Below are 15101 nucleotides of genomic sequence, written 5' to 3' on the forward strand. Positions count from 1 at the left end.
GACCTTACGGCTGTGGCAGGATTGCGGGATCAGCTGAGGTGCGCAGGACAAACTCTTTTTCGCCTGCATCGGTAATCCGTGCGACCACAACATCACGCAGAGGCATCCGGTCGGTCCCCGCGAAAGTGAAATTGGACATGATACCCTCACCATTCTCAATGCCGGCCATCGCGGCAGTCACGGCAGCAGGGTCTGTCGTGCCAGCCGCTGCGACAGCATCCTCGATCATATGCGCAATATCGCAGCCATTGACGTAGTAATTGTTGTCAGGCGTGATCCCCTTTGCAGCAGAGAACCGCGCGATGAAATCGGCATAGGCAGAGCCTTCGTCTGGGAAGCCACCAGATGTATGCGCTACGCCTGTGACGACATCACCAAGGCCGCGTACGGTTGGTGAATCGAGTACGTCACCTCCCATCACCTGGGTATCAACCCCGGCACCGCGCAGCGCACGGATGAAGGCCGGGAAATCAGGCTCCCAAGCCCATGTGACGATCACATCCGGGGTGGTATCCGCATTCTTGATGGTCGTCACGATGGCAGAAAAGTCGGGCTGGTTCAGCGAATAGTTGCTTTCCCCGACAACGGCACCACCAAGCGATGTGAAGGCCTCGCCAAAGTACTCGGGCCCACCCAATGTGTAGGCACTGTCTGGGGATTTCACGAGCCAGACACGTTCGAACCCTTGCTCGCGTGCGTGGCCTGCCAGTACGGCGGCCTGTTGGTTGTCCGCGGGGTAACTGCCAAAGACATGTTCACCGACTTGCGTTAGAACCGGGGCTGTTCCGGCAAAGGTCATTGTTGGGATGCTGTCAGCCGCTGTGATCTGGGCCGCCGCGATTGTCGGATCGGCATCGGCTGACGCCACGATGAACTGCGCGCCGTCATCGATCATTTCCTGTACAACTTTAACGCCTTCGGCGATGTCAGACCGGGTGTCGCGCACAATCAACTCAACCGGTGTTGTGCCGTTCAGGCCCCCCTTGGCGTTCATTTCGTCAATGCAGAACTGGAACCCGGCATAGGCGGGTCCGTCATAGGGGGCCAGATAGCCCGATTGCGCGGACATTACGCCGATTTTATAACTCTCAGCCATCGCTGTTCCAGCCAGGCCGGTGATAACTGCTGTTGAAAGAAGAAGGGCATTACGTATCATTTTATTGCTACCTCTGTTGGTTGACTTCGGTTGGTTTCGCTAATTTCTGCTTTTTGGGCTGTGCGCCCTTTGCCGATGTAAGCCTCGATGACTTTGGGATTTGCGCGCACGTCTTCAGGCGTGCCTTGCGCGATGACGCCACCTTGGTGCATCACCACGATCCAGTCCGACAGGCGATTCACGAACCTCAGGTCATGATCGATCAGAAGGACACCGATGCCGCGTGTTTTGCCGACCTTAATCAGCCGATCAGCCAGGTCATCTGTTTCGCCGGGATTCATGCCAGCGGCCGGTTCATCCAGTAAAAGAATCTTAGGGTCTTGTGCCAAAGCGCGGGCGATTTCCAGGCGCTTGCGGGCACCATATGGCAGGCTGTCGGCGCGATACCCGGCGACTTCCTCAAGATCAAAGGCATCCAGTTCACGCAGAGTGATAGCCGCGGCAGTCTTGCGGTCGTGACCTGCGGCCAAAGCGGCAACAAGAACATTTTCGTAGGCTGTCAGACCGCTGAACAGGCGCAAGTTCTGGAAGCTACGCGAGACACCAAAGCCTGGCACTTTGTGATGCGCGACACGGGTCAGGTCAACCTCGCCTATATGCGCAGAACCGGTGTCCGCCTGATAGGCGCGTGTCAGCAAGTTAACAAGCGTGGACTTGCCAGCACCGTTGGGGCCAATCAGGCCAGTGATGCGCCCAGTCGGAGCTTCGAAACTGACGTCTCTTACGGCTTTGACGCCTGCGAAACTTTTTGACAGGTTTGATGCTTTCAGCGTGGCTGGGACGACGGGCTCGGGCGTGCGCGCAGGGGCTACTCGGGACTTCAGGCGCCCGAGCAGATTTGCATCGGCGCCAGGGCCAAGTTCAAAGCCTCCGACCAGACCCTGAGGTCGCGCCCAGATCACCAGCAGGATGGCAAGCCCCAAGACAATCGTCGTCAGGCCAAAGACCTCGGGCAAGGTGACGCCAAGCACAGTTGAGCCGCCTTCGAACTGGCGCACAGTGTCCTGCAGCAGCGTCACCGCGATCACCCCGACCACTGCGCCGCCAACCGATGACATTCCGCCGACAATCATCATGACCACCTGCGCAAAGACGAGCCCAAGGTAGAAGGATGCGGGTGAAAATGCCCCCAGCATATGCCCGTAAAGTGCACCCGCGACTGTCGCCATGGTACCAGAGGCACACCAAGCGATGAATCTTGTGCGTCGGGCATTGATGCCAAGTGCTGTTGCGGCATCCTCATCGTCACGGGCCGCGCGGGAAAACAGGCCCAAACGGCTTTCGCGATACCAACGGGCCAGCAGGATTGCGACCGTGGCCGCGCCGAGGGCCAGAACCAGATCTGTCACCCTTGGCACACCGTAAAACGTCTGGCTGCCGCGTGTGATCTCGCGTGCGGCGATGGCCACGCCATGGGCGATGATCAGCAGGCCAAGTGTGGCAATCGTGGCAGACGCACCCACAAGCCGAGCGATGGCGCTTCCGGTTAGAGCTGCAAAGGCAAGTCCAGCAAGGGCGACCACCGGCAGCGACACCCAGATCGTTACTTCATGGCCTGCCAGAAATGACGGTAGATCCGGTAGGGCAGAACGTTGAAGAGCAGCAGGCATGGTGAGAATGCCTGACAGATAAGCGCCTAGCGCCAAAAACGCGCCATGCCCGAAAGACACAATGCCCGTGTTGCCGCAATAAATCGCAAGGGCCACTACAGCGACCACATTGACACACATCTGTACAGCAATCCGCTCGCCAGTGCGTCCAAAAATCAACGTCAGCCCAAGCACCACAGCCAGCAGCACAGCAACCGCCGCCGCCGTCCGGAGCAAGTTGGACGCCCGCAAGCGTCCGGGATGTGTATGAAGGGGGGCGATGCTCATGAGGGAATGTCCGCTACTGCTGTAAGGATTGCGTCTGCCAGCAGATCCGCCCACAGCCCGACTTGCGATTGTTCGCGGATTTGATCGTTTCGAATTTCAATCAGGCAATGCACAAGCTCACGGGGTTCTGCATGCGCTGGAATAAACCAATCGCCCTCAGTTTCGATCTGATAGGGCTTGTTCAACGCAAAGGTCATGTCAGGGCGGCGCTGCGCGATATGTGCCATCAATGCTTTGGCAGCACCGCCTGTACCGCGGCTTAAAAAGCCTGCCTGCCAAGGCCGGTCCTTGCCATCGAGATGCGGTGTAAAGGAATGGATCGAAAACGCGGCACGACGCGGACGGTTGGCAAAGAGCCGATTCAACTCTGCATCCATAGGTCGGAAGATTTCATCGACACGCATGGCCCGGCTCAATTCGGTGATCGCGCTGTTCCCCGGCACCTCAACCTGGTCGCTGATCGCAGGGACCGCCAAGGGGCTGTCAGGGGGACGGTTACAGTCAAATACCAGCCGTGAGTAATTTTGGACGACGAGAGGCGCGTTCAACTGTTCAGCCAACTGGCGCGCTACATTCTGAGCACCAATGTCCCAGCCGCGGTGGCTTTCAATGACGTCGCGGTGGACGCCCAAATCTCCAAGCATCTCGGGGACCGCATTGCCTGCATGCTCACACAGCAGCACGATCTCCGACGTGCTATCCGCATTAACGACGTCAATCGGCGCAGGATCGTTCGGCCCCAATAAGGTATGAGTACACAAATTCATGCAGCTTGGACCGCACGGTGTGTGTATCGTCTTATCATACCGAGCAGATCCTTGGGATCGTGCGGGTCGGCAATCAGATCCAGCATTTCGCTTGGGGCGTCGTCAGTCGCTTTTTGGTGCAGCCAGCGCGTGGCCGAGAAATCCTCGACCACAAAGCCAACACCATCAAAAACCGTGATCTGATCTTCGGAGGTTCGTCCCTTTTTAGAACCGGTTAGAACCTGCCACAGTTCGTTGACCGCGTGATCCGGGTCGAGTTGCTGGATATCGCCCTTGATGCGCGTCTGTTTTGGGTACTCTACAGAAATGTCATTGCGCATCAGAATATCCTGTAGCCGATACTCGCAGCGGTTTTAGCTGATTTTGGGGCCAATATACGCGTCACCATCGCCGATGTTGCCACCGTGCGAAGCGCCGTCAGAAGGGTCATTTCAGAAAAGGGCTGTGGATAGCCGGTATCAACAGAGTCCAGCACACCAACGGCGGTTAGGGTTTGCAGGCCGACCTTGGTGTTCGATCGGTGCCCGTTCATGGACTTGAAGGTGTGATCCACACCATCAGAGGTTGGCATCAGTTCAATAACACCGACCTTAGAATGGGACGCCACGCGCGGTGTCTTGTCAAATACCGGCCAGCGTTTGAAATCGGCTTCGATCATATTGGCCAATTCTGCAAGGCAGTCCCGTAGGCCATGCTTATGGACCAGGGCCCGCATGTTTTCGACGCTGACAAATGGAACCAATGCTCTGTCAGAGGGCGCGCTCATCAGTATGTTCCTTCATACGCGGCGCATTTCTGTGCTGTGTCCATGCCTTTTACCGCGTCGATTTCTGCAGCCTTATGGGCGGCGTAGACGCTCGCGAAATCTGGACCAAACCAACCGGTGACTGTCGTATCCGCCTGAAACGCCTCGAGGGCGGCCTCAAGCGTTTCGGGCAGGCGCACAAATCCACGCGCCGTGAGATCGTCCGCTGACAGAAGCGACAGGTCTTCCTCGGTCGGCGCAGGCGCTTTCAGCCCATCTTCGATCCCCTGAACACCAGCATGTACAACAGCGGCCAAAGCCAGGTAAGGCGACGCCGCTGCATCCGCCGCTCGGTATTCAATGTTGAATTGTCTGGCGATTGAAGCGGGGTCCTTTGCCGTCACAGGGCAGACCCTCAACGAGGCCTCGCGGTCTCGGAACCCGAGATTGTTATACGCAGCCGACCACCGGTGCGGAGTAAGGCGTTCGTATGACACGACGGACGGTGCCGTCAGCGCTAAAATGTTAGGCAGGTATTTTAGCACGCCAGCAGCGAACCCATCAGTAAGTCTGGACATCCCGCAGGGGCCGCTTGCATCAAATGTGACCGGCTCGCCGGCATCGTCGACAAAGCTCATGTGGATATGAACGCCATTGCCGACGCTCGCCACATCGCGGATTGGCGTAAAGGTTGCGGCCTCACCCAGATGACGCGCTGCCGAGCGAGTAAGCTCGCGCAGGATTACCGCCTCATCTGCCGAGCGCACACCCTTGGCAGGGCCGATAACGACCTCGTATTGATTGGGGCCGAATTCCTTCATGATACTGTCTGGTTCAAGCCCGTTTTCGGCGAGTGTCGCCATCAGCACTTCGCAAAGCTTCCGCTGAATCTCGAACCCTTCGCGTCCGTATCCCTGATTTTCCACCGCCGGTGGGCTTTTCAGTTGAAACTCGTGCTCGAACGCCGAGATCAGATGAATGCCCGCCACATCATGCAGGCGCTTCAGCGCGGATTTGAGGATAGCGCGCGTACAAAAGGCCCAAGGATCCCCGTCAAGCGTGACGACATCGCCCATCAGGAAATGCTCGGTCACATCTCCAAATGTCGCCCGGGCCTCTGCGTTTGCATCGGGAATCAAAAGCAAATCACCTAGCGCGCCGAACGGGCTGTCAGCGATTATGTCGAAACAGGTGATCTGCACATTGGTAGGGGTCCAGCCGACCCCCCGCACCAGCCGTTTTTCCAACTGATCAGCGGGAAAGGCTTTGCCGCGCACCTTTCCGGCAACATCGGATATGGCAGCAAAAATTAGCGGCAGGGTCATTTTTCATTTTCCTCTTGAGTAAAGCGCAAAGCATCCCAGGCCTTGATGCGGTCTCGGGTCTGTTCCCAGTTGTCCTCGGCGATCCGCGTCACGATGGCCTCGGTCACCGAGAGAGCCGCCGAGTAAGTATCCCACAAGGTGCCGCTATCAATTGGCACCGGCATGACCTCATGGGCGTGTTTGGCAATCGGTGAAATCCATTTGTCCGTCATCAGGATCACACGGGCATTCCGATCGCGTGAGGCAACAAGCGACAGCTGCTCCAGCGCCGGTTGGTAGCGGCGAAAATCAACAGCATAAAGGATATCCCCGGGCCGCATCCGCAACAGATATTCTGGCCAGCCTTCAGGCGTATCAGGCAGATGAAACACATCCTTGCGGATCTGACGCAGGTGGAACGAAAGATGCTTGGCGATCGTATCGCTGATCCGGCCACCCAGCACGTAAACGCTGCGTTTCGGGTCGGTCAGAAGGGTGCAGATCTGGTTAAACTGATCTTCGGTGATAGCATCAGCCGCCATGGCCATCTGGCTGGCCGATTTGGAAATAAAGTCCTTCAGATATCCCCCATGAACGGGCCGTTCCGCCTGGTGGAGTTGAACAGGCGAGCGGTGCCCTTCTTTCAATTCCGCGATAAGATCACGTTGGAAATCCTGATATCCATCAAGTCCAATCTTGGTAACAAACCGTGAGATTGAAGGCGGTGACACCTCGGCGTGTTTTGCCAGCTCCTGGATCGAGGAAAGGCCAGCAAATGGGTAATCCGACAGGATAGCTGCAGCAAGTTTGCGCTCTCCGCTGGTTAGCATATCGGCTGCGTTTTCGATGCGGTCTCTGATCAACATGCGCTATATGGTGGTGGAAAAATATTTTCTGTCAATCTAAATTGAATTGACTTTGGAATTTTATTTTCTTTTAGTATGGACGTCATGATCCCCCTCATTCATAAAATTAGACCTCTTGGGCAAACATTTGAAAGCAGAGACAGACATGGAATTGACCCGCGATCTTCCACTAGAACATGACCAATCGGGATTGCTGTTTATTGACGTGCAGAACTTTGCAGCCCACAGGGATGGTGCTGAATTCGAAGGGCTGACAAATGCCGAGTTTGACGCAAAGTTTGGCTGGTTTTTTGAGCAGCTGAAATCCCGTATCGTACCTAATATGCAAGCCTTGCAAAAGGGATTTCGCGCGGCGGGAATCGAGGTTCTTTACACAACGATTGAAAGTCTGACCAAAGACGGGCGCGACAGATCTCTGGATTACAAAATCACGGGCTTCAACGTGCCCAAAGGATCCTGGGACGGCAAGGTGATCGACGAACTGGCACCAGCCGATGATGAGATCGTGTTTCCAAAATCTTCGTCCTCAGTCTTTGTCTCGACCCACATAGATTACGTGCTGCGCAATCTCGGCATAAAGCAATTGGTGCTGGCAGGGATCGTGACCGATCAATGCGTCGAAAGCGCAATTCGCGATGCTTGTGATCTGGGCTATCTGGTCACCCAAGTGACGGATGCCTGCATGACCTACACGCAAGAGCGTCACGACAATTCCCTGCAAACGATCAAAGGCTACTGCCGTCAGGTGACGACAGCCGAATTGCTTGACGAAATCGGTCGTGGCTAGGTCGGTGAGGCGCCCAGCCGATCCGTTTGGCGGCGCGTCTCAGGCGTTACCCACGCCCGTTTTCTCGCCAAATTCCGATTTTTCCCTGCGCGTCAGTCCAACCTGTCATCATCCAAAAAATCGCTCAGAAATGTTTGGCGAGGCACACTCAAAACAGCATGTGAGATCAGAGACAAACCCACACTTTTTCGGTAAAACGTCCAAGCATTATCTGCCCTCACCGCATGTTTTCCTTGATGCAGCGAATGCCAGTTTCAGAGTGACATAGTAAAAAGGCTACATAAGTGGTCACGGATTTGCCGATACACAAAGCAAATGCCAGGTTGAAACCATTTTTTTGATCGGTATCGGGGCCTTGGGAACAGCGGTAGGGCCACGAGCGTTGTAATTGCGTCTCCAAGTGGTTATATAGAAAACACTAAAGTTCTGGTTTTCTGCAGCCCAGGCGTATCGCCTGCTAGAGCGAACTAAGTTCTTCCATCATGAAAATTCAGCTGTCACGTCCTCTACTTGGATATGATGTTTGGGAAAGTTGCCGATGTTTTCGCGCACGACCACATCGCTTGTGACGTTAGTTGATCCGTTTGTGGTGATCAGACGCACCGATGGCTTGCCAATAAACCACAACGCAACCGTTGATCAAATGAGCTTCCGATAGGCAAGAACTGCGCCTATCGACCATCGCGTCCTGGGAATGGCCTGGGCGCAAGATCAAGATTGCGCAGAAAGACATAAAACAGCGAGGCGGCGCTTTCTCCGCCAGAGGATCTAAAATGACATTTCCAGAATGGACGAAACCAGGCATCTACGGTGCTTTGTGTGGTGCGGTTGCGGTCTCAATCCTTGGCTTTACCTGGGGCGGATGGACAACCAGCGGCAGCGCTCAAGAGTTGGCGAAAGACCATGCTAGCGAAGAAGTAACGCTTGCGATGGTGCCGGTCTGCCTGAACAGGTCAACCGCTGACCCCAAGCGTGAAGAAATAATCGAAACACTGCAAGAGGCCTCGGGCTTCAACCGCCGCAAGGCCATGATGGATACAGGTTGGGCAACACTGCCGGGGTCAGATTCGCCAAGCCGCGACCTCGCAGATGCCTGTATCGCGGGGCTTGAGCTGGATGGATCATAAGGCAAAGGCAATGCCGCAACTCTTTCGGACGACTTGGCGCGCAAATCTGTTACTAGGCATTCAGATGAGTGCGGCGCTGATCGGGTTTACACTCGGTGCTTTGCTTTTATTTTCGATGCCTGCATTCTCTCAATCTACATCGCAATCGGTGCCAGAAAATGCCACTGCAACGAGTTACGGTGACGGTTGGAAATGTAACGCCGGGTATAGGTTGAGTGGCGACGTCTGCGCGGCTGTTATAGTGCCAGCAAATGCCTATCCGACCAACCGTACCTATGGTTTAGGTTGGGAATGTCTTCATGGTTTTCGCGAGAACGATGAAGCGACCTGTGTTGCGGTGATTGTACCCGATGGCGGATTCCTTGATTCATCAGGTGAACGTTGGCATTGCTCTCGCGGTTTTCTCAAAATCGACGATACGTGCCAAGAAATTGTCGTACCCGCAAACGCTTATCTGGCTGATACGACCTATGGACCCGCGTGGGAATGCAAACGTGGGTTCGAAGCATTGGACGACCGTTGCGTCGCCATTGTGGTCCCGGCCAACGCGTATCTGAATTCATCAGGATACGGCCAACCCTGGACATGTGAACGTGGATATTTTGTACAGGATGGCACGTGCGCGGCCGTCGTGATCCCTGAACATGCCTACTTGGACGATGCAACGTACGGCACGGGATGGAAGTGCGAGCGGGGATACGCGACCTCAGGTGTGAATTGCGAAACAATAGAGCTTCCTGCGAATGCCCATCTTGACAGGTCCGGAAACCGTTGGAACTGCAACAAGAATTTCAAGTCATCTAAAGGCCTGTGCGTTCTCGATAACTGAGCGCGCGGCGCGACTATTTCGACTTTGGTATCCGATGGTGACGACCGTGTTGCCTTGGGTGTCGACCACACAAAGGAAACATCATGAAAACCGACTTTAACGTGGCAAACACGATCCGTCGTCCTGTTAGCGGGGCGCAGGCGCCACCATTGACCAGCGACGAACCCATAAGATCAACTTCTGCCACTCAGATCATCTTGCCGCCAACTGCGATTGTCTATTGCCAAGGTAACTTTGCCAAGGCGGATGGCAAAACTGCAAATGGCCTCGTTCGCCATTCAGAGGCCTACAGGATCCTGTCTGTCATAGATAGCGATCACGACGGCAAAGACAGCGGGTTGGTTCTTGACGATAATGTAAACCACATTCCGGTCTTCAGAAGTCTGGACGCTGCTGTTGTCCATGAAGCCGTAATCCCAGATACCCTCATTTACGGGATGGCACCATCTACAGGCAGGCTCTCATCGACAGATCGTGACGTTGTTCTCGACGCGATATCACTTGGTATGAACATCGTCAGTGGATTGCATGAGTATCTGGGCGATGATCCAGAAATCGCCTCTTTTGCGGCCGAACGCAAAGTCACCATCCGAGATATTCGCAAACCTAAACCCAGCAAGGATATGCGCCTGTTCGATGGAAGTATTGCAGGTGTGAAAGCACTGCGCATAGCGGTTCTTGGAACCGACTGCGCCATTGGAAAGCGGACAACAGCGACTGTTTTAGCCCGTGCCTTGAACGCAAGAGGCATCAAGACTGTCCTTGTTGGTACGGGCCAGACAGGTTTGATGCAGGGTGCAAAATATGGGGTGGCAATGGATGCCGTGCCGCCGCAGTTCTGTTGCGGCGAACTTGAAGGCGCGATCGTTGACGCTTCCGAGTCTGAACGACCCGATGTCATATTGATCGAAGGTCAAGGGGCGTTGAGCCATCCGGCATTCTGCACATCCGCCTTTATCCTGCGGGGCAGCCAGCCGGACGCCGTAATCCTCCAGCACGCTCCAAAGCGCGCGCATCGCTGTGACTTTCCCAATATGCCGATGCCCAAGCCTGCAAGTGAGATTGCCCTTATCGAAGCATTTGCTGACACAAAGGTCATTGGTGTCACGCTCAATCATGAGGGGATGTCCGAGGCCGAGGTAACCGACACGATCGCCGCACAGTCACAAATACTCGGGCTGCCGGTAACGGATGTACTCAGCCGGCCGGCTTCGCATTTGCTTGCAATGGTTGTTGCCGCTTACCCTGGGTTACATCACTCCACACCCGTGGCTGCGATATGAGTACCCCTCGCATTGAGGTGCATCTGAGCAAGATACGTCACAATGCGAAGACTGTTGTCGAGCGCCTCAAGACACGCGGCATCGGTGTCACCGGTGTGACCAAGGCGGTGTGCGGGCATCCAGCCATCGCTCAGGCTATGCTCGACGGCGGCGCTGTGGGGCTTGCGGAAGCGCGGCTTAGTAACGTGCGAAGGTTACGCAACGCGGGCATGACATGCCCGATCACATTGATCCGTACACCAACGCTGAGCCAGGTCGATCAGGTCATCCAATACTGTGAGGCGAGCTACAATACAGAAATCCTCGTGATTACCGCTCTGGCCGCCGCCGCGATCCGGAAAGACTGCATTCACGGCATTATCCTGATGGTTGAGATGGGCGATCTGCGCGAAGGGATCATGCCAAAGGACCTCGGCTCGGTTGCACAGCAAGTGGTGGACATGCCCGGCGTTACGCTGAAAGGCATCGGAGCGAACTTTGCATGTCTGGGGGGAATTGCCCCGAATGCTGCAGATATGGAGGCCCTATCTGAACTGGCGAATGAAACAGAGGGGCAGTGTGGTCCCTTCCTTCACACGGTATCTGGCGGAAACTCGGCCAACCTTCCTTGGGCCCTCGGCGGACACCCAGTTTGTCGCATCAATGATCTAAGGCTGGGGGAAGCAATACTTCTGGGCGTTGATCCGGTTTCCGGAGATCAGATACGCGGGATGTATACAGATGCATTTACGCTTGTCGCTGAGGTAATTGAAACAGGGTCCAAACCTGCATCTCACCCTCAGAGCATCTGCGATCCGGTATTCAAAAGACTTCACCTCGTCCCGAAAAGCGGACAGAGCACACAAATAATCCTGGCCGTTGGTCAGCAAGATACGGACATTTTGGGGCTTTCGATGCCCCCTGGATATAGGCTTATTGGTGCAACAAGCGATCATCTTGTCGTTGGCACTTACCATTCGACGCAAAGCGTAGGATCGGAAATGAAGTTCCAAATGAACTATAGTGCATTGATGAATGCTATGTCCGCTCCTGACGTTAAGACAAAGCTGCTCCGTGGCAGTCATTCACGACACGCGCATGTCTCTCAAGGATCAGGCAATCACCTGGCATCGATTTGAACACTCAACTGATAAATGAACCGTTGAAAACGGTTAGGAGAATAACCATTGGCAAAGCTGACAAAAAAAACTGTCTTCAATGCACACGTTCCCAAGGCGGAAACACCGATGGACAAAACAACGCGGATCGTTAGAGAAATGGTCAACGAAGAAGCAGAGCAAAGACAGATCAAGAATGCCCGGCTCCGCAAAACTCGGCTCGAAAGGGATGCGAATACATTATCTGAAGCCTGTCCGCCGAAGCCCGTCAAAAAGCGGTGACAGGATAGTCGCCCCTTCTTTTTGCGCGACTGGAATGATCGAAACACGAACAAAGCGGCTAGCGAGCATTTTTTTCCCATGCATCAATCGCACCCATACTCATTTTACGGATACTGCCATGACAATCTCAGATGAGAGCTCAGAAAAAATTCACTATATCTGCCAGACATATGTGGAAAATAAGCCCGGTCGCGGAGGGCAAGGAAGCTTGAAAATTGGCAAGCAATTTGAATATTCCACGGCAGCAGAGGCACAAAACAGAGCAGAAAGGGAAGCGCTATCCGACGATTGCGCTGGCGCTGATGCCTACATGGTCAGTGAGGACCCGAACAGTGGCGAGGTCGGGGCGCCAAGCTTCATCATTAGGCTTGGAAATGTTCCGGAATTTGATGAGTTTTAGATCTTGAGCAGGCTTCAGTTTAACTCTCTAAACTCACATTGATTGCGGCATTAGATCGACAAAAAGCAAATCTATTTGGTGCCAGAAAAACAGACCATTTTGGGCGTGGGTTTTGCCAAGAAACTGAGCCATGAATACCGGAAAAAGCAGTTATTAGTTTAGGCGCAGCGAGAAATCCCAAGGTGCAGGTCGGGCTCGTTTGATACTTTCGTGGTATCCAGCGTAAAGGATCGTTCTCTTACTTCGAGCCAGATTTTGACGTGAAGGCCAAAGCGATCTGGCCTTTCATATTGTGCAACAACTAGATTGAGTAGAGGTATTGCGCATCTGGGACATGCGTCAGATTTGTTCGACCTTCACGGAATCAAGCGGGTAGAAGGCGACATGGCCTTTGATGTCTAAGGCAGAATGGATCGGGTCTTCATAGCTCCAAGCAGCGTTTTCAGTGACCGAGGATTTGTTGACGATCGAAAAATGCGTGGCTTGGCCCTTGTGTTTGCACTGCGTGACCTTGTCGGTAACATCCAGAAATGCCATCGCGATATCGGTACGAGGGAAATAGATGACCGGATCAAGATCGCCCTCGAGCAATTCAAGAGCATTTGTGGTTTCACCCAGAATGGCGCCTCCTGAACGGACGCTCCATTTGCCTGGTGTCTTGCGAATGGTGATCTCGGTCATCTTTGCTCTTTCCTCTGGTCCGGTTTCCCGCTTGTCCACTGCCCGGTATATGTAACGATGCGGTGTCAGATCGGTGCGGTTGCGGCATCCAACCACAGTTGGGCGTCATCTCCCAGCCTTGGTCGAACTTTTTCGGCAACTTCGCGGTGATATGCGTTCAGCCAGTCGCGTTCGACTGCCGTCAGCATATCGGTCAGAACCAAGCGTCGGTCGATAGGGACATAGGTCAATGTGCGCCATTCCAACATGGGACGTTCCGCGTCACCACTGGGCAGGGTAGGGGCAGATTGCACCACCAAAAGGTTTTCAATCCGGATTCCAAAGGCACCTTCGCGGTAATAACCCGGCTCATTCGACAAGATCATGCCCGGCAGCAAAGGCTCATGGCTGGCTTTGGACAGACGCTGAGGGCCCTCATGCACACTCAGATAGGCACCGACGCCGTGCCCGACACCGTGATTAAAGTCCTGACCCGCTGCCCATAGGGGCATACGCGCCACGGATTCGATATCACGTCCAGCCAACCCGGCAGGCCAGCGCAGCATAGACATGGCGATCATGCCTTTCAGCACGCGAGTAAAGCAGGCTTTTTCTTCTTCACCCACATTGCCGATAGCAATGGTCCGGGTAATATCAGTCGTGCCATCCAAATATTGTCCGCCGCTGTCCAGCACCAAGATATGACCGTCTTGCAGCAGGCTGTCGGTTTCCTCGGTCACCCGGTAATGCATGATCGCGCCATTGGGTCCTGTCCCTGCAATCGTATCGAACGAGATATCCTGCAGGGCATTATCCTTGCGCCGGTTCTCCTCAAGCCGAGTGACCACCTGCGTTTCCGTAACATTGCCAGCGGCTTGCGCATCCAGCCAGCATAGCGTTTCGACCACAGCGACAGCATCGCGCAGATGTGCCTCGGCACTGCCTGCGATTTCGGCAGGGTTCTTGCAGGCTTTGGGCCGCGCACAAGGGTCGCCGCCATCGACCATCTGCCCCTCTAGCACATCGGCCACTGCCTGTGGCAGCGTACCAAGATCAACCTGAACCTTACCGTCAAGCGCTGCGACAGCCGTCAAAAACGTGTCCGGCGCATGAACTGTGACTGAATCGGCCATCGCCACGTTCAGCTTTTGGTGCGCCATGAACAGATCCACGCGGCCATCCGCATGCAGTATAGTAAACCCATGCGCCACCGGGTTGTACCCGATATCGGAGCCCCGAATGTTCAACAACCACATGATCGAGTCGGGCAGCGTAATCACCGCTGCGCCACAGCCCGCGTCCTGCAGGGACTGCGCCAGACGCGCGATTTTGCTGTCTGCGCTTTCGCCCGCGAATTCGATCGGGTGCAGCTTTACCGGGTTCATTGGTGGATCGGGTTGATCCCGCCAAACCCGGTCCACCAGATTGTCGCTGCGCACCAGTGTAATATCTCGGCCTTCAAGGTCGGTCTGCGTTTTCGCGATCTGACCCGCCGAATGTAGCCACGGATCAAAGCCAACCCGACCACCCTGCGGGAGTTGTTCCTTTAGCCACGCGGCAAGGCTGACCTCGGGCCATGGAACAGGTGTGTAATCGGCGGCGACCTGCGCTTTGACCTGCGTGCGATAGCGTCCGTCAATGAAGACGCCGGCCTTATCTGCCAAAACCACGCAAAACCCGGCCGAACCTGTGAACCCGGTCAGCCAGGCAAGCCGTTCGTCGCGCGGGGCCACATACTCGCCTTGATGCACATCCGCGCGCGGGACCAAGAAACCGTCCAACCCGTCGCGTGCCAATTCGGTCCGCAGATCGGCCAGCCGGGGCGGGCCCTGTTCCGGCCGTGCGGTCACGGCGAAGGACTGAAACATGTCATACCTCTATCAGTTTGGAGCGCGCGACGCCATGTTATGGAAAAGGCGAT

General features: G+C 55.1%; 14 protein-coding genes and 1 pseudogene. 7 read left to right on the top strand and 8 right to left on the bottom strand.

Annotation, left to right across the window (positions count from 1 at the left end; all coding sequences use genetic code 11):
- Window positions 1-4: 4 nt before the first annotated feature.
- The 6 genes and pseudogenes from AC2FLB_RS05290 to AC2FLB_RS05315 all read right to left on the bottom strand — a co-directional run bounded on the left by AC2FLB_RS05290 (window position 5) and on the right by AC2FLB_RS05315 (window position 6715).
- A complete protein-coding gene (locus AC2FLB_RS05290; RefSeq protein WP_142635012.1) occupies window positions 5-1156 on the bottom strand; it encodes an ABC transporter substrate-binding protein in 1152 nt (383 codons plus the stop codon).
- On the bottom strand, window positions 1153-3033 hold the full coding sequence (locus tag AC2FLB_RS05295) for a branched-chain amino acid ABC transporter ATP-binding protein/permease (RefSeq protein ID WP_496708782.1): 1881 nt from the start codon (window positions 3031-3033) through the stop codon (window positions 1153-1155). Before AC2FLB_RS05295 ends, AC2FLB_RS05290 begins: the two co-directional genes overlap by 4 nt.
- The gene (locus tag AC2FLB_RS05300; RefSeq protein WP_496708783.1) at window positions 3030-3800 is read right to left on the bottom strand and encodes an N-formylglutamate amidohydrolase; all 771 of its coding nucleotides are present in this window, start codon (window positions 3798-3800) and stop codon (window positions 3030-3032) included. Before AC2FLB_RS05300 ends, AC2FLB_RS05295 begins: the two co-directional genes overlap by 4 nt.
- Window positions 3797-4566, bottom strand: a pseudogene (locus AC2FLB_RS05305) (Rossmann-fold NAD(P)-binding domain-containing protein). The gene AC2FLB_RS05300 and the pseudogene AC2FLB_RS05305 overlap by 4 nt, the downstream one beginning before the upstream one ends.
- Window positions 4566-5870 (bottom strand): glutamine synthetase family protein, encoded by a 1305-nt coding sequence (locus AC2FLB_RS05310; protein ID WP_496708784.1) that lies wholly within the window; start codon window positions 5868-5870, stop codon window positions 4566-4568. Before AC2FLB_RS05310 ends, AC2FLB_RS05305 begins: the two are co-directional and overlap by 1 nt.
- Window positions 5867-6715, bottom strand: a complete 849-nt coding sequence (locus AC2FLB_RS05315; protein WP_271950266.1) for a MurR/RpiR family transcriptional regulator — start codon at window positions 6713-6715, stop codon at window positions 5867-5869. The genes AC2FLB_RS05310 and AC2FLB_RS05315 overlap by 4 nt, the downstream gene beginning before the upstream one ends.
- A 145-nt stretch (window positions 6716-6860) precedes the next feature.
- On the opposite strand from AC2FLB_RS05315, the gene AC2FLB_RS05320 reads away from it, so the two are divergent.
- The 7 genes from AC2FLB_RS05320 (at window position 6861) to AC2FLB_RS05350 (ending at window position 12520) form a co-directional block, all read left to right on the top strand.
- Window positions 6861-7502, top strand: a complete 642-nt coding sequence (locus tag AC2FLB_RS05320; protein ID WP_496701675.1) for a cysteine hydrolase family protein — start codon at window positions 6861-6863, stop codon at window positions 7500-7502.
- A gap of 773 nt (window positions 7503-8275) precedes the next feature.
- A complete protein-coding gene (locus AC2FLB_RS05325) occupies window positions 8276-8629 on the top strand; it encodes a hypothetical protein (RefSeq protein ID WP_142635000.1) in 354 nt (117 codons plus the stop codon).
- A 64-nt stretch (window positions 8630-8693) separates the two neighbouring features.
- On the top strand, window positions 8694-9458 hold the full coding sequence (locus AC2FLB_RS05330; RefSeq protein WP_496677570.1) for a hypothetical protein: 765 nt from the start codon (window positions 8694-8696) through the stop codon (window positions 9456-9458).
- A gap of 83 nt (window positions 9459-9541) precedes the next feature.
- Entirely contained in the window at window positions 9542-10741 is a 1200-nt protein-coding gene (locus tag AC2FLB_RS05335; RefSeq protein ID WP_496708785.1) for an N-acetyltransferase DgcN family protein, read from the top strand.
- Window positions 10738-11859: an alanine/ornithine racemase family PLP-dependent enzyme gene (locus tag AC2FLB_RS05340; protein ID WP_496708786.1), complete on the top strand. Its 1122-nt coding sequence runs from the start codon at window positions 10738-10740 to the stop codon at window positions 11857-11859. Before AC2FLB_RS05335 ends, AC2FLB_RS05340 begins: the two co-directional genes overlap by 4 nt.
- 48 nt (window positions 11860-11907) lie before the next feature.
- Entirely contained in the window at window positions 11908-12120 is a 213-nt protein-coding gene (locus AC2FLB_RS05345) for a hypothetical protein (protein ID WP_281972780.1), read from the top strand.
- Between the two features lie 118 nt (window positions 12121-12238).
- Window positions 12239-12520, top strand: a complete 282-nt coding sequence (locus AC2FLB_RS05350) for a hypothetical protein (RefSeq protein ID WP_282021446.1) — start codon at window positions 12239-12241, stop codon at window positions 12518-12520.
- Between the two features lie 339 nt (window positions 12521-12859).
- Here the strand turns inward: AC2FLB_RS05350 and AC2FLB_RS05355 are convergent, their stop codons facing one another.
- On the bottom strand, window positions 12860-13201 hold the full coding sequence (locus AC2FLB_RS05355; protein ID WP_142634990.1) for a DUF427 domain-containing protein: 342 nt from the start codon (window positions 13199-13201) through the stop codon (window positions 12860-12862).
- A gap of 65 nt (window positions 13202-13266) precedes the next feature.
- Window positions 13267-15048 (bottom strand): aminopeptidase P family protein, encoded by a 1782-nt coding sequence (locus AC2FLB_RS05360; RefSeq protein ID WP_496708787.1) that lies wholly within the window; start codon window positions 15046-15048, stop codon window positions 13267-13269.
- Window positions 15049-15101 lie beyond the last annotated feature (53 nt).

The organism is Ruegeria sp. CDSA236 (assembly GCF_059611285.1).

What these genes read in the sequence shown, in the direction of transcription:
- AC2FLB_RS05300 (WP_496708783.1), bottom strand. Translation starts at nt 3,800, where the DNA reads ATGAATTTGTGTACTCATACCTTATTGGGGCCGAACGATCCTGCGCCG.
- AC2FLB_RS05290 (WP_142635012.1), bottom strand. Translation starts at nt 1,156, where the DNA reads ATGATACGTAATGCCCTTCTTCTTTCAACAGCAGTTATCACCGGCCTG.
- AC2FLB_RS05330 (WP_496677570.1), top strand. Translation starts at nt 8,694, where the DNA reads ATGAGTGCGGCGCTGATCGGGTTTACACTCGGTGCTTTGCTTTTATTT.
- AC2FLB_RS05310 (WP_496708784.1), bottom strand. Translation starts at nt 5,870, where the DNA reads ATGACCCTGCCGCTAATTTTTGCTGCCATATCCGATGTTGCCGGAAAG.
- AC2FLB_RS05355 (WP_142634990.1), bottom strand. Translation starts at nt 13,201, where the DNA reads ATGACCGAGATCACCATTCGCAAGACACCAGGCAAATGGAGCGTCCGT.
- AC2FLB_RS05350 (WP_282021446.1), top strand. Translation starts at nt 12,239, where the DNA reads ATGACAATCTCAGATGAGAGCTCAGAAAAAATTCACTATATCTGCCAG.
- AC2FLB_RS05295 (WP_496708782.1), bottom strand. Translation starts at nt 3,033, where the DNA reads ATGAGCATCGCCCCCCTTCATACACATCCCGGACGCTTGCGGGCGTCC.
- AC2FLB_RS05340 (WP_496708786.1), top strand. Translation starts at nt 10,738, where the DNA reads ATGAGTACCCCTCGCATTGAGGTGCATCTGAGCAAGATACGTCACAAT.
- AC2FLB_RS05320 (WP_496701675.1), top strand. Translation starts at nt 6,861, where the DNA reads ATGGAATTGACCCGCGATCTTCCACTAGAACATGACCAATCGGGATTG.
- AC2FLB_RS05335 (WP_496708785.1), top strand. Translation starts at nt 9,542, where the DNA reads ATGAAAACCGACTTTAACGTGGCAAACACGATCCGTCGTCCTGTTAGC.
- AC2FLB_RS05315 (WP_271950266.1), bottom strand. Translation starts at nt 6,715, where the DNA reads ATGTTGATCAGAGACCGCATCGAAAACGCAGCCGATATGCTAACCAGC.
- AC2FLB_RS05360 (WP_496708787.1), bottom strand. Translation starts at nt 15,048, where the DNA reads ATGTTTCAGTCCTTCGCCGTGACCGCACGGCCGGAACAGGGCCCGCCC.
- AC2FLB_RS05325 (WP_142635000.1), top strand. Translation starts at nt 8,276, where the DNA reads ATGACATTTCCAGAATGGACGAAACCAGGCATCTACGGTGCTTTGTGT.